Source organism: Streptomyces sp. NPDC001700 (assembly GCF_053596435.1).
Genome location: NZ_JBSFGE010000019.1, coordinates 142,261 through 161,867 on the forward strand (window position 1 = coordinate 142,261; position 19,607 = coordinate 161,867).

General features: G+C 71.6%; 21 protein-coding genes. 12 read left to right on the plus strand and 9 right to left on the minus strand.

Annotation, left to right across the window (positions count from 1 at the left end):
• Nucleotides 1-22 precede the first annotated feature (22 nt).
• From ACWC5C_RS30235 to ACWC5C_RS30245, 3 genes are all read left to right on the plus strand, one after another.
• The gene (locus ACWC5C_RS30235; RefSeq protein ID WP_385443269.1) at nt 23-1,123 is read left to right on the plus strand and encodes a LacI family DNA-binding transcriptional regulator; all 1,101 of its coding nucleotides are present in this window, start codon (nt 23-25) and stop codon (nt 1,121-1,123) included.
• A gap of 231 nt (nt 1,124-1,354) precedes the next feature.
• Complete coding sequence (locus ACWC5C_RS30240; protein WP_450880523.1) at nt 1,355-2,449, plus strand: metallophosphoesterase; 1,095 nt, start codon at nt 1,355-1,357, stop codon at nt 2,447-2,449.
• Nucleotides 2,450-2,648: 199 nt separating this feature from the next.
• Entirely contained in the window at nt 2,649-3,497 is an 849-nt protein-coding gene (locus ACWC5C_RS30245; protein WP_450880525.1) for a hypothetical protein, read from the plus strand.
• Here the strand turns inward: ACWC5C_RS30245 and ACWC5C_RS30250 are convergent.
• On the minus strand, nt 3,494-3,874 hold the full coding sequence (locus tag ACWC5C_RS30250; protein ID WP_450880527.1) for a hypothetical protein: 381 nt from the start codon (nt 3,872-3,874) through the stop codon (nt 3,494-3,496). The genes ACWC5C_RS30245 and ACWC5C_RS30250 overlap by 4 nt on opposite strands.
• 50 nt (nt 3,875-3,924) lie before the next feature.
• Entirely contained in the window at nt 3,925-5,688 is a 1,764-nt protein-coding gene (thiC, locus tag ACWC5C_RS30255) for a phosphomethylpyrimidine synthase ThiC (RefSeq protein WP_450880529.1), read from the minus strand.
• Between the two features lie 178 nt (nt 5,689-5,866).
• Between thiC and ACWC5C_RS30260 the strand changes: the two genes are divergently transcribed.
• Nucleotides 5,867-7,375 carry a YibE/F family protein gene (locus ACWC5C_RS30260; protein WP_450880531.1) on the plus strand — a complete coding sequence of 503 codons (1,509 nt, stop codon included), beginning with the start codon at nt 5,867-5,869 and terminating at the stop codon, nt 7,373-7,375.
• A gap of 27 nt (nt 7,376-7,402) precedes the next feature.
• Here ACWC5C_RS30260 and ACWC5C_RS30265 read toward each other — a convergent pair whose 3' ends face one another.
• The 3 genes from ACWC5C_RS30265 to ACWC5C_RS30275 form a co-directional block, all read right to left on the minus strand.
• On the minus strand, nt 7,403-7,837 hold the full coding sequence (locus ACWC5C_RS30265) for an SsgA family sporulation/cell division regulator (protein ID WP_385443285.1): 435 nt from the start codon (nt 7,835-7,837) through the stop codon (nt 7,403-7,405).
• Between the two features lie 381 nt (nt 7,838-8,218).
• On the minus strand, nt 8,219-8,431 hold the full coding sequence (locus ACWC5C_RS30270; protein WP_385443286.1) for a DUF5326 family protein: 213 nt from the start codon (nt 8,429-8,431) through the stop codon (nt 8,219-8,221).
• 158 nt (nt 8,432-8,589) lie between these two features.
• Complete coding sequence (locus ACWC5C_RS30275) at nt 8,590-8,907, minus strand: cupin domain-containing protein (protein ID WP_385443289.1); 318 nt, start codon at nt 8,905-8,907, stop codon at nt 8,590-8,592.
• Nucleotides 8,908-8,973: 66 nt separating this feature from the next.
• Between ACWC5C_RS30275 and ACWC5C_RS30280 the strand changes: the two genes are divergently transcribed.
• The 5 genes from ACWC5C_RS30280 (at nt 8,974) to ACWC5C_RS30300 (ending at nt 12,745) form a co-directional block, all read left to right on the plus strand.
• On the plus strand, nt 8,974-9,354 hold the full coding sequence (locus ACWC5C_RS30280) for a phage holin family protein (protein WP_450880534.1): 381 nt from the start codon (nt 8,974-8,976) through the stop codon (nt 9,352-9,354).
• Nucleotides 9,355-9,378: 24 nt separating this feature from the next.
• Entirely contained in the window at nt 9,379-9,930 is a 552-nt protein-coding gene (locus tag ACWC5C_RS30285) for a low molecular weight protein-tyrosine-phosphatase (protein WP_450880536.1), read from the plus strand.
• Entirely contained in the window at nt 9,927-11,051 is a 1,125-nt protein-coding gene (locus ACWC5C_RS30290) for a cystathionine gamma-lyase (protein ID WP_450880538.1), read from the plus strand. Before ACWC5C_RS30285 ends, ACWC5C_RS30290 begins: the two co-directional genes overlap by 4 nt.
• A 229-nt stretch (nt 11,052-11,280) precedes the next feature.
• On the plus strand, nt 11,281-12,177 hold the full coding sequence (locus ACWC5C_RS30295) for a LysR family transcriptional regulator (RefSeq protein WP_385443299.1): 897 nt from the start codon (nt 11,281-11,283) through the stop codon (nt 12,175-12,177).
• 79 nt (nt 12,178-12,256) lie between these two features.
• On the plus strand, nt 12,257-12,745 hold the full coding sequence (locus ACWC5C_RS30300) for an NUDIX domain-containing protein (protein WP_385443301.1): 489 nt from the start codon (nt 12,257-12,259) through the stop codon (nt 12,743-12,745).
• A 56-nt stretch (nt 12,746-12,801) separates the two neighbouring features.
• On the opposite strand, the gene ACWC5C_RS30305 is transcribed toward ACWC5C_RS30300, so the two are convergent.
• The 3 genes from ACWC5C_RS30305 to ACWC5C_RS30315 form a co-directional block, all read right to left on the minus strand.
• Nucleotides 12,802-13,539: a pyridoxamine 5'-phosphate oxidase family protein gene (locus ACWC5C_RS30305; protein ID WP_450880581.1), complete on the minus strand. Its 738-nt coding sequence runs from the start codon at nt 13,537-13,539 to the stop codon at nt 12,802-12,804.
• Between the two features lie 190 nt (nt 13,540-13,729).
• The gene (locus tag ACWC5C_RS30310) at nt 13,730-15,283 is read right to left on the minus strand and encodes a globin domain-containing protein (RefSeq protein WP_450880541.1); all 1,554 of its coding nucleotides are present in this window, start codon (nt 15,281-15,283) and stop codon (nt 13,730-13,732) included.
• A 352-nt stretch (nt 15,284-15,635) separates the two neighbouring features.
• Entirely contained in the window at nt 15,636-16,268 is a 633-nt protein-coding gene (locus ACWC5C_RS30315; protein ID WP_450880543.1) for an HAD family hydrolase, read from the minus strand.
• A gap of 163 nt (nt 16,269-16,431) precedes the next feature.
• Here ACWC5C_RS30315 and ACWC5C_RS30320 point away from each other — a divergent pair, with 163 nt between their 5' ends.
• The 3 genes from ACWC5C_RS30320 to ACWC5C_RS30330 all read left to right on the plus strand — a co-directional run bounded on the left by ACWC5C_RS30320 (nt 16,432) and on the right by ACWC5C_RS30330 (nt 18,034).
• Nucleotides 16,432-16,956 carry a DUF2269 domain-containing protein gene (locus ACWC5C_RS30320; protein WP_450880545.1) on the plus strand — a complete coding sequence of 175 codons (525 nt, stop codon included), beginning with the start codon at nt 16,432-16,434 and terminating at the stop codon, nt 16,954-16,956.
• A gap of 135 nt (nt 16,957-17,091) precedes the next feature.
• Entirely contained in the window at nt 17,092-17,556 is a 465-nt protein-coding gene (locus tag ACWC5C_RS30325) for a MarR family winged helix-turn-helix transcriptional regulator (RefSeq protein WP_450880583.1), read from the plus strand.
• A 22-nt stretch (nt 17,557-17,578) separates the two neighbouring features.
• Nucleotides 17,579-18,034 carry a GNAT family N-acetyltransferase gene (locus ACWC5C_RS30330; RefSeq protein WP_450880547.1) on the plus strand — a complete coding sequence of 152 codons (456 nt, stop codon included), beginning with the start codon at nt 17,579-17,581 and terminating at the stop codon, nt 18,032-18,034.
• 99 nt (nt 18,035-18,133) lie between these two features.
• Here ACWC5C_RS30330 and ACWC5C_RS30335 read toward each other — a convergent pair whose 3' ends face one another.
• Entirely contained in the window at nt 18,134-19,525 is a 1,392-nt protein-coding gene (locus ACWC5C_RS30335; RefSeq protein ID WP_450880549.1) for a serine hydrolase domain-containing protein, read from the minus strand.
• Between the last annotated feature and the right edge of the window lie 82 nt (nt 19,526-19,607).

A 19,607-nucleotide genomic window follows, 5' to 3' on the forward strand; every position in this document is an offset into this window, starting at 1 on the left:
CGGGCCCTACTATCGGCTGGCCATGACAGCAGCAGGGAAGCACCAGGTGAGCCGGTCGGCCGGCCGCCGGTTAGGCAGGGCGGGCATCCGGGATGTGGCCGCCGCCGCCGGGGTCTCGATCACGACCGTCTCCGACGCGCTCAACGGCAAGGGACGGCTCCCGGATGCCACCCGCCGCCACGTCCGCGAGGTCGCCGAGCGGCTGGGCTATCGCCCGTCCGCCGCGGCCCGTACCCTCCGTACCGGCAAGTCCGGCCTCCTCGGCCTGACCGTGACCACGTACGGGGATGAACCTTTCACCTTCACCGAGTTCGCCTACTTCGCCGAGATGGCGCGGGCCGCGACCTCCGCCGCGCTGGCCCGGGGCTACGCCCTGGTGATCCTCCCGGCCACCTCCCGCCACGACGTGTGGTCCAACGTCGCGCTCGACGGCACGATCGTGATCGATCCGTCCGACCACGACCCGGTCGTCGCCGAGCTGCTCCGCCAGGGCCTGCCCGTGGTCAGCGACGGCCGGCCGGCGGGCACCCTCCCGGTGACCGCCTGGGTCGACAACGACCACGAGGCGGCCGTGCTCGGCCTCCTGGACCATCTCGCCGAGGCCGGTGCCCGCCGTATCGGGCTGCTCACCGGCACCACCACCGACACGTACACCCGGCTGTCGACCGAGGCGTATCTGCACTGGTGCGAGCGGGTGGGCCAGGACCCGGTGTACGAGGCGTACCCGGCCCACGACCCCCGTGCCGGGGCCGTCGCCGCCGACCGGCTGCTCGCCCGTCCGGACCGCCCCGACGCGGTCTACGGGCTCTTCGACCCCAACGGCACGGATCTGCTCGCCGCCGCCCGCCGCTACGGGATGCGCGTCCCGGAGGACCTGCTGCTGGTGTGCTGCAGCGAATCCACGGTCTACCGGACCACCGAGCCGCCCGTCACGACGCTCTCGCTCAAACCGCGCCGGATCGGCACCGCCGTGGTGCAGTTGCTCATCGACGCCATCGAGGGGCTCGACAGCGACCGCCCCGTCGAGCAGGTGATACCTACCGAACTGATCGTGCGGACGTCGTCCCAGCGCCGTCCGCCGCGTACGACAGTCAGCCCGCCGCGCAGCCGCGCTGGAGGATGATCTGAGAGAGACTCAAGGATGACCGGAAGAGGACCCGAGCCCGTGGGGCTTCCCCTACCGGTCCAATCCGGGATAAAAGACCGTCCAAGCAGGGCCGAGCACCGATTGACGGCACCCTGGTGCGTCACAAGCCCTCACGGTCATTCCTATGATGGGCGGACGACACCGCGGACCGCCGTCGACCAGGCAAGGTCCACAAGGTGGCACGGCGGCGCGATGGTGGAGGGGTCGATGACTCAGGGGGCCGGTCTGGAAGCCACGGCAGGGACCACGGCGGCACATCCGCACGTGCCCGCGTACGGGGCGTCCACGCCGCCCGGAGCGGTGCCTCCCGCGCCCGCGCCCGCCCCGATGCCGGACGGGTACACACCGACCGAGAAGCTGCCGGTCGTGGGCCCGGGGCACACCATCGCGGACACCCGGCTGGTGCCCCCGCAGGACCGCCCGACGATCGCGCTCGCCTCGGTGACCGATCCGGAGGCCGAACTCGCCGACGACGAGGGCCCGGGCCCGCTGTTCGTCGTGGGCGACGTCCACGGGTACCACGACGAGCTGCGCGAGGCGCTCGCCGCCCAGGGCCTGATCGACGACAAGGGCAGCTGGGCGGCCGGGAACGCCCGGCTGTGGTTCCTCGGCGACTTCACCGACCGCGGCCCGGACGGCATCGGCGTCATCGACCTGGTGATGCAGCTCTCCGCCGAGGCCGCGGCCGCGGGCGGCTACTGCAAGGCGCTGATGGGCAATCACGAACTGCTCCTCATCGGCGCCAAGCGGTTCGGCGACACCCCCGTCAACTCCGGGGCGGGCACCGCCTCCTTCCAGGCCGCCTGGCTGCTCAACGGCGGCCAGCGCACCGACATGGAGCGGCTGGAGGACCATCATCTCCAGTGGATGTCACGGCTGGACGCGATGGCCGAGGAGGACGGGCATCTCCTCGTCCACTCCGACACCACCGCCTATCTGGACTACGGCGACTCGATCGAGGCCGTCAACGACAGCGTCACCGAGGCGCTCCAGCGCAGTGACGCCGACGAGTGCTGGGACCTTTTCCGCAAATTCACCAAGCGCTTCGCCTTCCGCGACGAGGACGCCGGACCGATGGCCGTGCGCGAATTGCTCGGCGCCTTCGGCGGGGAGCGCATCGTCCACGGGCACAGCCCGATCCCGTATCTGCTGGGCGAAGTCGGCTCGGAGGACGGCGAGGACGACGGCACGCCCGCGGTCGAGGGCCCGCACGTCTACGCGGACAATCTCGCGGTCGCGATGGACGGCGGCATCACCATGGCCGGAAAACTGCTGGTCGTACAACTGCCGCTCGACACGTGAGGGTGACGCGGACGCGCGACGGAAGAGCCGGACGGGGCTGCCGGGACTGGCGGAGCTGAGCAAATCACGAAACTTGCTGTCACCTCGCGCCGGATCGGCTCTACCATCGGTTTATCCGTCGCAGGCTCTCCTCCGTTTCCGCCCGACTGCCCGGTGAAACCCGGACACCAAGGCCTTACGGAGTATCGGGGGATGCACCATGAAAAGCGCTCCGCACCTGTTCGCCGAGGACCGCCCGGAGTTCGAGCGAGTTCTCGACGAGGTGCTGCGTACCGCGGACCGCCGACCGGATCTCCCGGGCATAGGACAGCGGCTCACCGCCGAGCAGCTGCGCACCATGGCGCTCAGCGCCTCGGCCGCCATCACCGCGTGCGCGGCCGCCGAATACCAGGATTACGTCGTCGCCCGCGCCCGCCTCCGCGAACCCGCCCCGCCCCTGCCCATGGCCATGGCCCCGAACGACGACGGCGAGGACGCGCACTCCGCCAAATTCACCAACACCCTCCTGGACGCCTCAGGTGCGGGGCTGGTCCCCATGCTCGCCGTCCTGGCCCCGGTGCTGGCCGGGACCGCCGCGATCATCTTCCTGCTCGTCGGCTACGTACTGCACGTCCTGGACCCCGTGCCGTCCATCGCCCAGCCGATGATCACCGCGGGCTGGTTCTTCGCCGCCCTCACCGCCGCGGGCATCCTGCTCGCCGCCGTCGGCCTCCTCCTCACCGCCCTGCGCAACGGCTCCAGCGCGATCCGCGGCGAGGCCCTGGCCGAGCAGCTGGAAGAGGTGGACCGGGCCAGAGAGGCCTGGCGGCAAGCCCTGCTGGAGCGGGGCGTCCTGCCCTTCCTCCACGAGGCCCTGGCCAACCCCTCGGCCCCCGCCCCCTGGACCGCCTACGTCCCCGGCCGCCCCGAAGCGGGCCGCACCCCCCACCTCGGCTACAGCCGCCCGGGCTTCAGCACCGACGACGACGGCCCCCGAGCCCGCCCCCGCTACACCAGCCCGGACTACACAAGCCCCGAATACGGCGGCCCGGAAAACCAGCCGGACTAACGCCCCGAGGTGGCGGCGACCCGGCTGATCTCTACCTGCTGCGGGGCGTCGCGTGGGAAGGTCCACACCTCGTGGCTGGTGCTGACCGCCGTCAGGCAGGTGTCGTCGAGGGCCACCTCGGCGAACGGGTTCGACTCGGAGCACACCGCGAGCCATTCCAGGGTGCGCTGTTCGTCGTCCCGGGTCAGGGCGGTCCAGCCGATGCTGCCGTGGGCTGCGGATTCGCCTCCGTAGGCGCGGTATCCGCCGTATCCGCACGATGCCACGACCACGTCGACGTCCAGCCAGTGGCGGGCGGTCCATTCCGTGGCCCGGAGGATCTCGTCCGCCCGCGACCAGCTGTCGGTGATGCGGAACCGCATCACCGACAGCCCCATGCCCCGCATCCTGCTGTGCCCCACAACGGCCGAGCCGCAGGGGGCCGGGGTCAGTCCGCGAGGGGGAGGTAGACGCGGTTGCCCGCGGCGGCGAACTCTCGGGACTTCTCCGCCATTCCGGCTTCCGCTTCCGCCTCGTCCATCGCGGCGCCGTGTTCGCGGCGGATGTCGTGGCTGATCTTCATGGAGCAGAACTTGGGCCCGCACATGGAGCAGAAGTGCGCCGTCTTGGCGGGCTCCGCCGGGAGCGTCTCGTCGTGGAACGAGCGCGCCGTGTCCGGGTCGAGGGCCAGGTTGAACTGGTCCTCCCAGCGGAACTCGAAGCGCGCGTCGGAGAGCGCGTCGTCCCAGGCCTGGGCGTCGGGGTGGCCCTTGGCCAGGTCGGCGGCGTGGGCGGCGATCTTGTAGGTGATCACGCCGGTCTTCACGTCGTCGCGGTCCGGCAGCCCCAGGTGCTCCTTGGGGGTGACGTAGCAGAGCATCGCCGTGCCCCACCAGGCGATCATCGCGGCGCCGATGCCCGAGGTGATGTGGTCGTAGGCGGGCGCGACATCCGTGGTGAGGGGGCCCAGGGTGTAGAAGGGGGCCTCCTCGCAGATCTCCTGCTGGAGGTCGACGTTCTCCTTGATCTTGTGCATCGGGACATGGCCCGGGCCCTCGATCATCGTCTGGACGCCGTGCTCCTTGGCGATCCGGTTGAGTTCGCCGAGCGTGCGCAGCTCCGCGAACTGCGCCTCGTCGTTGGCGTCGGCGATGGATCCGGGGCGCAGCCCGTCACCCAGCGAGTAGGTGACGTCGTACGCCGCGAGGATCTCGCACAGCTCCTCGAAGTGGGTGTAGAGGAACGACTCCTGATGGTGGGCCAGGCACCAGGCGGCCATGATCGAGCCGCCCCGGGAGACGATGCCGGTCTTGCGGCGGGCCGTCAGGGGGACGTACGGCAGCCGTACGCCCGCGTGCACCGTCATGTAGTCGACGCCCTGCTCGGCCTGTTCGATGATGGTGTCCTTGTAGACCTCCCAGGACAGCTCCTCGGCCTTGCCGTCGACCTTTTCCAGCGCCTGATAGAGCGGCACGGTGCCGATCGGCACCGGGGAGTTGCGCAGCAGCCACTCGCGGGTGGTGTGGATGTTGCGGCCGGTCGATAGGTCCATGACCGTGTCGGCGCCCCAGCGGGTCGCCCAGGTCATCTTCTCGACCTCCTCCTCGATGGACGAGGTGACGGCGGAGTTGCCGATGTTGGCGTTGACCTTCACCAGGAACCGCTTGCCGATGATCATCGGCTCGATCTCCGGGTGGTTGACGTTGGCGGGCAGCACGGCCCGGCCCGCCGCGATCTCCTCGCGGACCACCTCGGGGGAGACGTTCTCGCGGAGCGCTACGTACTCCATCTCCGCGGTGACCTCGCCCCGGCGGGCGTACGCGAGTTGGGTGACGGGGGCGCCGTCGCGGGACCGGCGGGGCTGGCGCGGCCGTCCGGGGAAGACCGCGTCGAGGTTGCGCAGGCCACCGCGGGGCGCGGTGTGTTTGAGCCCGTCGTCCTCGGGCCGGGCCGGACGGCCGGAGTACTCCTCCGTGTCGCCGCGGGTGATGATCCAGTTCTGCCGCAGCGGCGCGAGGCCACGGCGGACGTCGGTGTCGATGTGGGGGTCGGTGTACGGGCCGGACGTGTCATACAGCGTCACGTCCTGGCCATTGGTGAGGTGCACGCGGCGCACCGGGACCTGGATGTCCGGGCGGGAACCCGTGACATATCCCTTATGCCAGCCGAAATCGCCAGCGTTTTCGCGCGTGTGTGCATCCTGCTGAGTCATGAGACCCACTCCCTACGCCGGCATTACCCGGTAACAGGTTCAGCGGTCGGCGCAGCTGTGACGTCAGCGCCCTCTCAGCCCGGTGCTCCGAGCTCCCGCGATTGCAAAGGTGCCCCCACGCTAACGGTTTCCCCGCATACCTGAACAGGGGGCCTGCCGCTCTTGCGATGATGCGACGGTGACCGCGACACAGCAGGACCACCCGCCCGAGCAGCCCCGCCCGTCCGGCCAGGCCCATGGACACTCCCAGGGCTCCCACGGCCATGGCCACAGCCACGCCCACTCCCACGGCCCGGCCGCACCCGTCTCCGCACGCCTCCGCAAGGTCATCGCGGCGGTGCTCATCCCGTTCGCCGTCGCCGTCCTCGCCGGGCTGGTCGCCCTGTGGCCGGGCAGCCCCGAGCACACCACGCAGGGCCGCAGCGGGCTCGGCTTCGACCAGGAGACGGTCGCCGGGCGCGTGGTGAAGGTGGCGGAGGTCGACTGCGCCGACGTCAACGCGCAGCCGCAGGCACCCACCGAACCGGGTCAGCAGGGCGGCGCCCCGGCGCCCGGCGGCGGCGCGCCCGGTGGCGGCACCGGAGGCGGAGCGGGCGGCGGGGCAGGCGGCGGCGAGAGCGTCTGCGAGAAGGCCACCATCGAGGTCACCTCGGGCAAGGACAAGGGCCGTACGTTCCCCGAGATCGTCCAGCCGAACGCCTCGCGGAAGCTCAGCGCCGGGCAGGAGCTGAAGCTCTCGTACGCGCCCAAGGCGCCGAAGAACCTCCAGTACTCGGTCTCGGACATCAACCGCTCGTTCCCCATGGCCCTGCTCGCCGGGGTGTTCGCGCTCGTGGTCGTGGCCGTCGGGCGACTGCGCGGCATCTTCGCGCTGGTGGCGCTGGCCATCAGCTTCGGGGTGCTGACGCTGTTCATCCTCCCGGCGATATTGCAAGGCTCGAATCCGCTGGTGGTCGCGGTCGTCGGGGGCAGCGCGATCATGCTGCTCGCGCTCTATATGTGCCACGGGCTGAGCGCCCGGACATCGGTCGCCGTGCTCGGCACGCTGGTCTCGCTGCTGCTGATCGGCGTGCTCGGCTCGCTGTTCATCGGCTGGGCGTCGCTGACCGGCAACACCGACGACCAGACCGGTCTGGTGCACGGCCTGTATCCGGGCATCGAGATCAAGGGTCTGCTGCTGGCAGGGGTGATCATCGGTTCGCTGGGCGTGCTGGACGACGTGACGGTCACCCAGACCTCGGCGGTGTGGGAGCTGCGGGAAGCGGACCCCTCGACGAGCCGTCGGAAGCTCTACACGGCCGCGATGCGCATCGGGCGGGACCACATCGCTTCCGTCGTGAACACCCTGGTGCTGGCATACGCGGGCGCCTCGCTTCCGCTGCTGCTCCTCTTCTCGATCGCGGACAGCGGAGTGGGAACGGTGGCGACGAGCGAGATCGTCGCGGAGGAGATCGTCCGCACCCTGGTGGGCAGCATCGGGCTGGTCGCCTCGGTGCCGGTGACCACGGCGCTGGCCGTGCTGGTGGTCTCCGCGGACCACGCGCACGCGCCGGAGAACGGCACGGCGGCGGCGAGCGGCAGCGGGAGCGCGAGCGGGTCCACCGGATCCACCGGGGCCAGCGGGTCCACCGGGTCAGGCGGGGGCGGACGGGGGCGCGGGAAGCGCCGCCGGGCGCGCGCACGCTGAGCGGCGCTGGGCACGGGCGCCGGACCGCTACGCGAAGCGGTCCTCGGCCAGGATGCGGTCCAGTTCGGCGTCGAGGTCGTCGACCGGATCGCAGGCCGCGGGCTCCTCGCCGAACGGGACGAGCCGGTCCGTACGGTCCAGGAACGCCACCAGCGGCGCCGCCCCGGCCCGGAACAGGGCTCTCTCGGACCCGACCTGCAGTCTGATGAACACGTCCGAGAGCCCTTCGGGCGAGGCCGGTGCGATCCGCACATCGCCCTCGCCGGTGGGTTTGCTGAGCCCGTCCAGCAGCAGCTCACGGGCGAAGGCCCAGCTCACCGGCGCGTCGCCGGGCAAGTGGAAGGTGATCTCGACCGCGTAGGGATCGCCGCTGTCGTACGACAGCTCGACCGGGATCCGGAAGGACAGTTCCTGCGAGACCAGAAAGGTCATCGTCACTTCCGCCTGGACTGTGTCACGCATGTCACGCATCGTTCGCCGCCCCGGGTAGTTCAGACTTGGCCGACTCTGGAGCGTAGCGACTCGATTGCGGGGCGGAGTCGCTTTGCCTCATGTGAGGGAACGGAAATGGCCAGTGTTGCCGTGGTGGAACCCACGGGGCCGGGCGACGCCGGCCCGGTGCGCGGGCGATCAGGGCCGGTGCAGCGGCCGAGTCGATGTTCGCTGTCGTCAACAGGCACCCCCGGGGTGTTGTTGCGAGGCAGACGCCGAGATGGGGAACGTCGCGGACTCGCACTCTAACCACAGAGGTGCCGTGGGGCCGATGTTTGGCCCCGCCGTATCCCTCGCGCGGCGTACCCGCCGCGCGGGGTCACCGGTCGCGCGGTCACCGGTCGCGCGGGGTCACCAGTCGCGCGACGAGGACGAGGTGAACTTCCGTACGACGTAGATCAGACCGCCGATCAGCGCCACCAGCACCAGCGCCTTGAAGAGCAGGCCGATGACGAAGCCGACCACGCTCATGATCATCCCGCCGAAGACGGCGAGGACGAGAACCGGCACCGCGATCCACGTCACCCACCACGGCAAGCCCCGGAATATGTCCTTCGCGGCCACGTCTGCTCCTTGCTCTCTCCTGGCTGGCGGGGCCGGTCCTACGACACCGGCCCCCTGCCCTCGATGCTAGGGCGGGCCAGAAGCGGACGGAGGGCTTCCATCCCCCGTCCGTCCCTGAGCGAACCCGTAGGGGACCGGAGGGATCCGGTCAGTTCTCGTCAGCGTTCCGGAGGAGAGAACACCACCATGATCCGCAGATCCTCGGTGATGTGGTGGAACTTGTGCGCCACGCCCGCCGGTACGTACACCACGCTGCCCCGCGCCACCTGGGTCGTCTCCATGCCCACCGTGATCGACGCCCGGCCGCTCATCACCAGGTACACCTCGTCCTGGCCGTGCGGCGACTGCGGGTCGGTCTGGCCCGCGTTCAGCGCGTAGAGCCCGACCGACATGTTCCGCTCACGCAGGAACTGCAGATACGCGCCATCATTCGCGGCCCGCTCCGCCTCCAGCTCGTCCAGCCGGAACGCCTTCATTCGCCTCTCCACCCCTGCCTGCCATGCCCCTGCCCGTCCCCGGGCCTGTCTGCGACGATCTCAACCATGAAGAATTTGCTCGTCAAGACGCTCGCCAACGCCGGCGCCCTCGGCGTCGCCATCTGGCTGCTCAAGGACATCACTCTGACCGGTGAGAACACCGGCCGTAAGGCGATCACCCTCATTCTCGTCGCCCTGGTCTTCGGCTTGGTGAACGTGGTGGTGAAGCCGGTCGTCAAACTGCTGGCGTTCCCGCTGTTCATCCTGACCCTCGGACTGATCACCCTGGTGATCAATGCCCTGATGCTGCTGCTGACCTCCTGGCTGGCCGGGCAATTGGATCTCAGCTTCCACGTCGACGGCTTCGGCGCCGCCTTCCTCGGTGGCCTGATCGTTTCCATAGTCGCCTGGGCGCTGCACGTCGTCCTTCCCGATGACAAGGACTGACCGCGGCCGGGGATGATGACAGGTATGAGAGCCCCGTCGCCCTATCGTGTCTGCTTCGTCTGCACCGGCAACATATGCCGGTCGCCGATGGCCGAATCCATCGTCCGCGCCCATGCCGAGGACGCCGGATTCGACGGCCTCGTCGCGTGGGACAGCGCGGGCACCGGCCCCTGGCACGAGGGCGACGGGGCCGACCGCCGCGCGATCGCCGTGCTCGCCGACCACGGCTATGAGCAGGATCACATCGCGCGGCAGTTCCAGCCCGCGTGGTTCGCCGAACTCGATCTGGTGATCGCGCTGGACAGCGGCCATCTGCGGGATTTGCGCGCCCTGGCGCCGACCGCGCGGGACGCCGCGAAGGTGCGGCTGCTGCGCTCCTACGACCCGGACGCACCGAGCGATCTGGACGTGCCGGACCCCTACTTCGGCGGGACGGACGGCTTCGAGGAGGTCCTGGAGATGATCGAGGCCGCGAGCGGCGGACTGCTGGACGCGGTCGCCGAGGCCCTCGACGGCGCGTCCGGCGCACCTGGCACATCTGACGCATCTGACGCACCTACGGAGGAGCGCGTATGACCGGCGACGGCACCCGGGCCGTACGGGCCGGACTGCCCGAGGCCGAGGCGTACGAACCGGCGCTGCCCGGACCGGTCTTCGCCGCCCACTACCACCTCCCCGGCGACGCCTCCGGCCCCTTCGCCTACGGCCGCGACGCCAACCCCACCTGGTCCCGGCTGGAGCGGGCGATCAGCGAGCTGGAGTCCCCGGACGCCGCCGCCGAGACCGTCGTCTTCGCGTCCGGCATGGGCGCGATCGCGGCCGTCCTCCTGTCCCAGCTGCGGCAGGGCGACACCGCCGTCCTGCCGTCCGACGGCTACCAGCTGCTCCCGGCGCTCAGCGAGCGGCTGCGGAGCTTCGGCGTACACGTACGCACCGCCCCGACCGCGCGCGACGCCCAGCTGACGGCCCTGGACGACACCACCGGGCTGCTGTGGCTGGAGACCCCGTCCAACCCCGGTCTCGACGTATGCGACATCCGCGCGCTCGCCGAGGCCGCGCACGCGCGCGGCGCGCTGGTCGCCGTCGACAACACCCTCGCCACCCCGATCGGGCAGCGCCCCCTGGAGCTGGGCGCGGACTTCTCCGTGGCGAGCGGCACCAAGGCGCTCACCGGCCACGGCGACGTCCTGCTCGGCTACGTGACCTGCCGCGATCCGGAGCTGGCCGCCGCCGTGCGCGGCTGGCGCAAGACCGTCGGCGCGATCCCCGGCCCCATGGAGGCCTGGCTCGCCCACCGCTCCCTGGCCACCCTCCCGCTCCGCGTCGACCGGCAGGCCCGCACCGCCCTCGCGCTCGCCGGGGCGCTGCGCGACCGGCCCGAGGTCGACGGGCTGCGCCACCCCGGGCTGCCGGACGATCCGGCGCACCCGGTCGCGTCCGGGCAGATGCGCGGCCGCTTCGGCTGCGTGGTGTCCTTCACCCTGCCCGGCAAGGAGTACGCGGAGCGGTTCCTCGCCGCGCTGCGGCTGGTCGACGACGCCACCAGCTTCGGCGGCGTGCGCTCCACCGCCGAGCGGCGCGGCCGCTGGGGCGGCGACGCGGTCGCCGAGGGCTTCATCCGCTTCTCGGTGGGCGCGGAGGACCCGGACGATCTGATCGCGGATGTGCTGCGCGCGCTCGATGAGGCGCGCGGTTAAAAGGCGGAAGGCGGCCGAAACTCGCCGTACGGCTCGCACGCGGGTACGCCTGACGGGCGTCTCAAGCCTCCCCCCTCGTGGCTTGAGACGCCCCGGTTCTTCTCGTGGAGAACCGCTTGAACAAGGCTAGTTGACTCAGCGTCAGTGTCCAATCACAGTAGCGACATGAACCTATCGGCATATTTATAGTTGGCATGCGGCGGGGGTGCGTCGACGCGAGGGGAACCGCATGGATCTGGCCCTCTTACGCACGTTTGTCACGGTGCACCGCGCCGGGTCCTTCACCCGTGCCGCCGCGCTGCTCGGCCTCTCCCAGCCCGCCGTCACCGGCCAGATCCGCACCCTGGAGCGGCAGCTGGGGCGGCCGCTGTTCCTCCGTACGGCGCGCGGGGTCATCGCCACCACCGTCGGGGAGGAGCTGGCCCACAAGACCGCCCCGCACCTCGACGCGCTCGTGGAGATCACCGAGGCCGGTCTTGACGACGACTCCCCGCTGCGCACCCTGCACCTGGCCGGTCCCCCGGAGTTCACCGCGCTGCGCGCCCTGCCCGCGCTCACCACGCTCGTCACCCAGGGGCTCGCGCTGCGGTGCGCGTTCGGCAGCTCCGAGGAGCTGTTCAAGGGGCTCGGGGCGGGCCACCACGACCTGGCCATCAGCACCGCCCGGCCGCGCGGCCGGCTGCTGGCCGCCACCCCGCTGTGCGACGAGGAGCATGTGCTGATCGCGTCGCCGCGCTGGGCGGCCCGGCTCGGCGGCTCCGCGGTGCTCCAGGTCAAGGGCGCGAGCGCGCTGGAGGCGCTGCCCGTGGTCGAGGTGCACGAGAGCCTGCCGCTGGTCAGCCGCTACTGGTCGGCCGTCTTCGACACCCGCCCGGTCACCTCCGGCACGGTCATCGCCCCCGATCTGCGGGCGGTGCTGGCGTGCGTCGCGGAGGGCGCGGGGCTCGGCGTACTGCCGCGCTATCTGTGCATGGACGCCCTAGACGCCGGGGAGGTGGTGGCGCTGCTCAACCCGCCGGTGCCGCCGCTGCGCACCTACTTCCTGGTGGTGCGGACGGGCGGGCTCGCGGTGCCGCACGTCGCGCGGGCGCACGAGTGGCTGCTGCGCGCCGCTGTGGACTGGTGAGCCCCTGTCCACTCACGAGCCCCTATCCACTCATGAGTATGGGGGTTTCAGCGGGGGACGGCTGCGGCAGATGTCCTGCATGACCGAACGACCCGTGGTCAAACGCACCGCCCGCGCCATCCTGCTCGACGGCGGCGCCGACCCGCGGATGATCCTGATCAAGCGGACCAAGCCCGGTGAGCAGCCCTACTGGATCACTCCCGGCGGCGGTGTGGAGCCCGAGGACACCACCGTCGTCGAGGCCCTGCACCGCGAGGTGGACGAGGAGCTGGGCGCGAAGGTGACGGACGTGGTCCCCGCCTTCGTCGACACCGTCCCGTACCCGGAAGGCGAGGTCCCGGACGGCGTCAAGGTGCAGCACTTCTTCGTGTGCCGACTCGCCTCGATGGACCTCAGCAGGCGGCACGGCCCGGAGGTGGAGGAGCCCTGCGGGGAGTACGACGTGGTCCGGATCCCGTTCACCCGCGAGGGGATCGCCTCCGTCGGGATGGTGCCGCCGTCGCTGCGCGCCTACCTCGACGCCAATATCGAGGGCGTGCTCGCCCTGCTCGCGGACGACCTCGGCTGACCGATCTTGATCAGAGACGATCTAGCTTGATCGACACTGATCGGTGCCGTTCCGCTTCAGCGGAACCAGCCGCTGAACGGCTGCGGTCCCTTCTGGGCCGCCCGCCGACGCGCCTCGGCGAGCACCCGCTCCGCCTCCTGCAGCCACTCCTCGGGACGCGCGGCAGGGGGCGTACGGCGCCCCTCGCGCGCCTCGGCGGCGGCACCGAAGAAGTCGCCGCCCTTGCGCTTCACGTCGTCCGTCCCCCAGGCCTGCCCCTGCTCCGGGTCGCGGGGCTGGTCGGTGGCCGTCCCCTCCTCGGCGCGGGCGCGCCGCCGGGCGGGCACCTTCTGCAGATGGGGGATGTGCTTGGCGCAGTGGATGTACGCCTCCTCGACGGCCACCTCGACCCAGACGACCGCACGGCGGCCGGGCACCGGGTCGACCGGCAGACCGGGGTGGCGGGCGCGCATCGCGTCGTCCTCGACCACCCGGGCGCGGCCGTTGACGTGCAGCCCGATGCGGTCGCGGAAGAAGTCGACCATGAGGATGCCGAGGTGCGGGTTCTCCTCGATGTTGCCGAGACTGGCCAGCACGCCGTTCCCCCGGTATTCGGGGTAGGCGAGGGTGCGTCCGTCGAGCACCCGCAGAAAGCCGGGCGGCCCGGCCCGGAACGTGCTGTCGCACTCCCCGTGGCGGTCGGCGGTGGCCAGGAAGAACATCTCCTGGCGCGCGATGAACTCCCGCATCCGGACGTTGAGGTGGTCCAGCACCTGCTCGTCGTAGAAGCGGTCGGCGCGGTCGGCCGTGCCCAGCCGCTGCTGGAGGAGGTGCTCGCCGTCGCTCCCCGGACGGCCCGGGCGCTCGGCTCCCCGCAGTCCCTCCGGCCCCTCCAGACGCTCCGTACGGTGGCCGGGTGCCGGCGTGGCCGCCCGCTCGTGCCCGACGTCGTCCACAGTCCCTCGTCCCCGTTCTGAATTCGCCGTCTGTCTGTAGCGTTTCTGCCTACTCCGCCGCCGCCATCAGCTCTTCGATCGAGTCGTGCCGTATGCGATGCGACGGGACACCGACGCCCATCAGCGCGTCCACGCCGCTGCGGATCATGCCGGGCGGGCCGGAGAGATAGGCGTCGTACGCGTTCCACGGGCCGTACTGCCGCACGGCGTCGGGAAGTCTGCCGCTGAGCCCGCTCGTCGGACCGTCGGAGACCACCGGACGGACCGAGAGCCAGGGGTGCCGCTGGGCGAGCCGCAGCATGGTGTCGATGTCATAGAGATCGTGGTCGCTGCGGGCGCCGTAGAAGACCTCGACCGTGCGCTGGCGGCCGTGCTCGGCGACGTCCTCGACCAGCGCCTTGATCGGCGCGATACCGGTGCCGCCGCCCAGGCAGAGCAGCCCGTTGTCGGTCGAGTGGTCGACCGTCATCGAACCGGCGGGCGGCCCCAGCCGGATCACATCGCCGGGGCGGGCGCGGTGCACCAGCGCGGAGGAGACCCAGCCCGCGGGTACCGCCTTCACATGGAAGGACAGCAGCCCGTCCGGGCGCGGCGCGGAGGCGAAGGAGTAGTGCCGCCACACCCGCGGCCACCAGGGGGTCTCCAGCGAGGTGTACTGGCCCGCGAGGAAGGGGTACGGCTGGTCCGGGCGGACGGTGACGACGGCGATGTCGGCCGTGCGCGGCTCGTGCCCGACGACCTCGGCCTGCCACCAGGCGGGGGCGCGCAGCTCGTCCTCGGCCGCCGCGTCGATCATGATCTGGGAGATCGCGGTGTAGGCCCGGACCCAGGCCGCCTCGGCCTCTTCGCTCCAGGTGTTGGTCGCGTACCGGGTGAGCGCGGCGAGCAGGCACTCGCCGACGGCCGGATAGTGCTCGGGCTGGGTGCCGTACTTGCGGTGCCCACGGCCGAGCCGGGAGAGGAAGTCGGTGAGGATGTCCGGGTCGTCGATGAGCCGGGCGGCGGTGAGGATCGCCTTGAACAGCCGGTCGCGCTGGGCGTCCATGGCGGCCGGGAAGAGCGGCCGCAGCTCGGGGTGCTGGACGAAGAGCAGCGCGTAGAAGTACGAGGTGACCTTGTCGCTCACCGGCTCGATCTCGGCCATGGTGCGGCGCAGCAGGATCGCGTCGGGCGAGGCGGTCTCGGGAGCGGTGAAGACGGACTCGGCGGCCGGGCGCGCGCCCTGCGGGGCCGGTGCCTCGTCGGGCCGCTGATGCTCCTCGCGCCCGGTCTCGGGCGGCGCGGCGGTCTCGGGCGGCACGGCGGACGCGGGGGCGACGGGGGAGGCGGGCGGCACCGCGGCGGCGGGAGGCACGGCGGACGCGGGGGGCATCGGAGACGCGGGGGCCGGTGCGGGGGGCGCCGGGCGGCGCTCCGCCTCCGTACCGGCCCGGCGTATCGGGCTCACCGGGCGGGGGGCCGCCCGGTCGTCGTCCGCGCCGTCCGTTTCGGGGGAACGGGGCTGGTCATCGGGGCGTTTCCTGCTCGGGGTGAACCAACCCCAGTCGCCACTGTTTCCCCCGCCGTCGTTACCGGCCGACGATGTGGTGGTCGGAGCGTCCATGGTTGCCTCGCCTCGAACATCTTTCTGTCGGTCTTCGCACTTCCGCTGACGGAATGTGCCCGCAATTCCCCGCTCTGGTCGACTGGTTCACGTGAGATTGGTCCTGTCGGCCCGCTCCGTACTCTGTTCCGGGCAGCATGCCACGCTCCTTCCGCACCCCGAGAACTTCGCCCGAAGTCCGGGTAACGGGGGCTGTGTTCCCGATATGCTGGTTGGAGCGGGTTGCCCGGTTGTGGTCCCGCCCACAGCTTCCCGGTACGGAACTGACCCGACCCTACCGGGCCCGGATGAATTCACAAGCCCTACTGATGACTCATCCGTTACACCCGGCAACGCACGTAATTACCCGAAGTTACGTGCAGTTACCCGCCAATTCGTAGGCCTCTCGGAGATCGTTCCCGCTATACCGACTGGATGCGATTTCGCTCACATGGTGATCCGCGTTCACCGCGACCGAGAAGGGCACCACCGCGAACAGCTCGGCATCCGACATCGAATCTCCGTAAGCGACGCAGTCCGCCCTGGTCAACCCGAACTTCCCGCAGAGTTCATCGGCGATCCGCACCTTCGCGGCCGGGTTCAGGATGCCCGTGGGATCAAGCCGCTCCCGGAACGGCACCGACGGCCAGGCCGACCCGTGCGCCGCGTCCGCGCCCCAGTCCAGCAGCCGCTCCACGAAGAAACCGGGCGAGAGCGAGATCACGGCACACCGCTCGCCGCGCGCCCGGATGTCCGCCCACACCTCCCGGATCCCCCTCAGCCACGGCGCCCCCTCGAACGCCGCCGCCACCTGCGCCTCCGTCAGCTCGCCCCACAGCGCGCAGGCCCGCTCGGCGAACCGCGCGGGCGCCAGCCCGCCCGCCGCGAACTCCCGCTCCAGCTCCCCGATCTCCCGCTCCACGCCGAGCTGACGCGATATCTCGATGGCCGCCGCCGAACCGTGGATCAGCGTCCCGTCCAGATCGAACAGATGCAGTCTGGTCATGGAGATCGAGCGTAGAGGCAGCCGCGCCCGGGAGCAGCCGTGCTGGAGTCACACTCGGGCCGCACTCGGGAACAGACGTGCTCAGGGCCGGGCTCTCGGGAGTATCCGGGGATACTCCCGCCGTCAGACGCGGCGCGGGGGCCGGGCGCGCGACCGTGAGCGCATGGAACAGCTGAAACGGCCCGTGCGCCGGGCCCTCCTCGTCGTGCATGTGGTCGTCTCCGTCGGCTGGCTCGGGCTGACGCTCGGCGTGCTGGCCCTGGGCATCGCCGGGGCCACGGCCGGGTCGGCCGAGGCCGCCGAAGGGGCGTACCGGTCGATGAACGTCCTCGGGGACTGGCTGCTCATCCCGGTCAGCCTGCTCTCCCTGATCAGCGGGGTGGTGCTGGCCCTCGGCACGCCCTGGGGCCTGGCCCGCTACCGCTGGGTGTACGTGAAGCTCTGGCTGACGCTCGCGACCACCGCCGCGACCGCCTTCGCGCTGCGCGCGCGGATCGACGCGGCGATGGCCGACGTGGCGGCGGGCCGGGCGGTCGGAGCGGCCACCGATCTGATCCTGGCGCCGTCGGTCAGCCTGGGCGTCTACGCCTTCCTCACCGCGATCTCGGTGGTCAAGCCGTGGGGGCTGACCGCGCGGGGGCGGCGGGCGCGCGGCCGCCGCCCCGTACCGCGACGGGTGGCTGGATAGTTGCATACGCGGGCATTTTTGGCGGCAGGATTATCCTGGGAGCGACTCACCCGCCGACGCCTTCGAAGAAGCCGAAAGAATCGAAGGCGGGCGAGGAAGCGAAGGAAACAGAAGGAAACCGAAGGGATGGGTTCCATGCCGGACGAGCCGCACGGCACCGCCGCCCCGCCGTCCGGGCAGGCCCTCGCCCAGGGCTGGTGCGCGCTGTCTTCCCTGCACGGCCGCCTCGAAGCGCACATCGAGCGCGCGCTGCAGGCCGGGCACGAGCTGAGTGTCCGCGAGTTCTCGGTGCTGAACGTGCTCAGCGGCCAGCACGACGGCGACGGCGGGCATCTGCAGATGAAGCAGCTCGCCGACTCCGTCGTGCTCAGCCAGAGCGCCACCACCCGGCTGGTCACCCGGCTGGAGGACCGCGATCTGCTCTCCCGCTACATCTGCCCGGGCGACCGCCGCGGCATCTACACGAACGTCACCCCCGAGGGGCTGAAGCTGCTGGAGGAGGCGCGTCCGACGCACGACGCCGCCCTGCGCGAAGCGCTCCGGGAGGCCGCCCTGCGGCCCGAACTGGCGCCTCTGGTGGCGGCCGTGGAAGGGCTGTGAGCGGCCGCGTAGGCTCGCGGGCGTGACCGACTTCGAGATCCGGCGCGCGACCGCCGAGGACATATCCGCGATCGTCGGCCTGCTCGCCGACGATCCCCTGGGTGCCAAGCGGGAGTCGCCGGACGACCCGGCGCCTTACCGGGCCGCGTTCGAGCGGCTCGACCGGGACCCAAACCAACATCTGGTCGTCGCGGTCCGGGACGGGCGTACGGTCGGCACCCTCCAGCTCACCGTGGTGCCCGGACTTTCCCGGCGCGGCGCCACCCGCTCGATCATCGAGGCCGTCCGTATCCACGCCGACGAACGCGGCAACGGCCTCGGCACCGAGCTGATCCAGTGGGCGGTCGGGGAGTCGCGCCGCCAGGGCTGTGCGCTGGTGCAGCTCACCTCGGACGCGACCCGCATCGACGCCCACCGCTTCTACGAACGGCTCGGCTTCGAGGCCAGTCACCTCGGCTTCAAGCTCCCGCTCGGCTGACCCGGCGCGCGCCGTGACGGGCCGCACGCGCCGCCCGCCCTCCAGCCGCACGCCCTCCAGCCGCCCGCTCTCCAGCCGCCCGCTCTCCAGCCGTACGTCCTACAGCGGGCGGGGCCGCCAGCCGTCCGGGTCGACGCCCCCGGGAACCGCGCCCTCCGGGGCGTACGGCTCCCGCGTCAGCACGAAGGTGCCGAGGTCGAGATGGCCGGGCGTACCGTCCTCGGCACCTACGACCACGCGCAGCGTCTCCCCCGCGTAGTAGCCGTCGAGGCCGGTCCAGGTGCCGTCCGGCTCGGCCCGGAAGCGCGAGCCGCGGCCCGTTCCGGAGACCGGCGACAGCTCCAGGCCGCGCTCGGCGCACAGCCGCAGCAGGAAGGGCGTCGGGCCCCAGTACCAGGACCCGGTCAGCGCCAGCAGCGCCGGATCGGCCTCGGGCAGCGGCCGCCAGGGGGCGGGGATCGGCGGCTCGTGCTCCGCCGTGATCCGTACGAGGTCGGCGGCGACGGAGCCGACGGAGGGCCCCGAGGTGACGTTGGCCAGCGCGATCCCGGCCAGCCGGTCGTCCGCGCTGACCCACAGGGTGGCCAGGAAGCCAGGCATGGAGCCGCCATGGCCGTACAGGAACCGGCCCTCGCGCCGCGCGAGCTGCACCCCGAGGCCGTAGCCGCCGTCCCAGTCCCGGCCCTCGGGCGGAGCGGCGGGCGCGCGCATCTCGGCGAGCGTCGCGGCGCCGAGCACCCGCTCGTCCCCGTCCAGCAGGAAGGCGGCGAATCGGGCCAGGTCGGCGGCGGTCGACCACAGCTCTCCGGCGGGCGCCATCCGCCCGGTGTCCTCGGCGGGTTCCGGCAGCAGCACATCCGCCCAGGGGTGAACGGCCCAGCCCCCGGCGTGCGGAGCGCGCGGCTCCGTGGACGTACGCGTCATCCCAAGCGGCTCCAGCACCTCGCGGGCGAGAACATCGGCCCAGTCCGCGCCGCGCAGCCGCTCGACGAGCGCGCCGAGCAGGGCGAAGCCGGTGTTGGAGTAGTGGTGACGGCGTCCGGCGGGGTGTACGAGGGGGCGCTCGCCGAAGATGTCCGCCGTCTCGGGACGCAGCGCGCCCGGTGTGCGCTCCCACCACGGACCGCGCGCCTCGGCAGCCAGCCCCGAGGTGTGGGCGAGGAGCTGGGCGATGGTGGCACCCTCCGCCTCGGGCGCCTCCAGGTGCTTGGCCAGCGGATCCCCGAGGTCCAACAGCCCCTCGTCGCGCAGCCGCAGCACCAGCACGGCGGTGAACATCTTGGTCAGCGAACCGATCCGGTACTGGGTGTCGGCGTCGGGCAACCGCCCGTCCGTACGCCCCCGCGCCCCCGTCCACACCAGCTGCCCCTCCCGCATCACGGCCCCCACCAGGGAGGGCGCCCGGCCCTCGGACTGGCCGACGGCGACGCGGTGGAGCAGGGCGCGGCGGGTGGCGGGCAGCAGCTCCGCGAAGTCCTCGGATGCGGTCATGCCCGCACCCTACGGGCCGGATTCCGCACCGTCAGCGGCATAGCAGGCGACCGGAAAGGTCTGGCCTTGACGTCGGCGGCAA

What these genes read in the sequence shown, in the direction of transcription:
- ACWC5C_RS30295 (WP_385443299.1), top strand. Translation starts at nt 11,281, where the DNA reads ATGGATCTGGCCCTCTTACGCACGTTTGTCACGGTGCACCGCGCCGGG.
- ACWC5C_RS30235 (WP_385443269.1), top strand. Translation starts at nt 23, where the DNA reads ATGACAGCAGCAGGGAAGCACCAGGTGAGCCGGTCGGCCGGCCGCCGG.
- ACWC5C_RS30300 (WP_385443301.1), top strand. Translation starts at nt 12,257, where the DNA reads ATGACCGAACGACCCGTGGTCAAACGCACCGCCCGCGCCATCCTGCTC.
- ACWC5C_RS30265 (WP_385443285.1), bottom strand. Translation starts at nt 7,837, where the DNA reads ATGCGTGACACAGTCCAGGCGGAAGTGACGATGACCTTTCTGGTCTCG.
- ACWC5C_RS30240 (WP_450880523.1), top strand. Translation starts at nt 1,355, where the DNA reads ATGACTCAGGGGGCCGGTCTGGAAGCCACGGCAGGGACCACGGCGGCA.
- ACWC5C_RS30245 (WP_450880525.1), top strand. Translation starts at nt 2,649, where the DNA reads ATGAAAAGCGCTCCGCACCTGTTCGCCGAGGACCGCCCGGAGTTCGAG.
- thiC (WP_450880529.1), bottom strand. Translation starts at nt 5,688, where the DNA reads ATGACTCAGCAGGATGCACACACGCGCGAAAACGCTGGCGATTTCGGC.
- ACWC5C_RS30290 (WP_450880538.1), top strand. Translation starts at nt 9,927, where the DNA reads ATGACCGGCGACGGCACCCGGGCCGTACGGGCCGGACTGCCCGAGGCC.
- ACWC5C_RS30275 (WP_385443289.1), bottom strand. Translation starts at nt 8,907, where the DNA reads ATGAAGGCGTTCCGGCTGGACGAGCTGGAGGCGGAGCGGGCCGCGAAT.
- ACWC5C_RS30325 (WP_450880583.1), top strand. Translation starts at nt 17,092, where the DNA reads ATGCCGGACGAGCCGCACGGCACCGCCGCCCCGCCGTCCGGGCAGGCC.
- ACWC5C_RS30320 (WP_450880545.1), top strand. Translation starts at nt 16,432, where the DNA reads ATGGAACAGCTGAAACGGCCCGTGCGCCGGGCCCTCCTCGTCGTGCAT.
- ACWC5C_RS30280 (WP_450880534.1), top strand. Translation starts at nt 8,974, where the DNA reads ATGAAGAATTTGCTCGTCAAGACGCTCGCCAACGCCGGCGCCCTCGGC.
- ACWC5C_RS30250 (WP_450880527.1), bottom strand. Translation starts at nt 3,874, where the DNA reads ATGGGGCTGTCGGTGATGCGGTTCCGCATCACCGACAGCTGGTCGCGG.
- ACWC5C_RS30315 (WP_450880543.1), bottom strand. Translation starts at nt 16,268, where the DNA reads ATGACCAGACTGCATCTGTTCGATCTGGACGGGACGCTGATCCACGGT.
- ACWC5C_RS30335 (WP_450880549.1), bottom strand. Translation starts at nt 19,525, where the DNA reads ATGACCGCATCCGAGGACTTCGCGGAGCTGCTGCCCGCCACCCGCCGC.
- ACWC5C_RS30310 (WP_450880541.1), bottom strand. Translation starts at nt 15,283, where the DNA reads ATGGACGCTCCGACCACCACATCGTCGGCCGGTAACGACGGCGGGGGA.
- ACWC5C_RS30285 (WP_450880536.1), top strand. Translation starts at nt 9,379, where the DNA reads ATGAGAGCCCCGTCGCCCTATCGTGTCTGCTTCGTCTGCACCGGCAAC.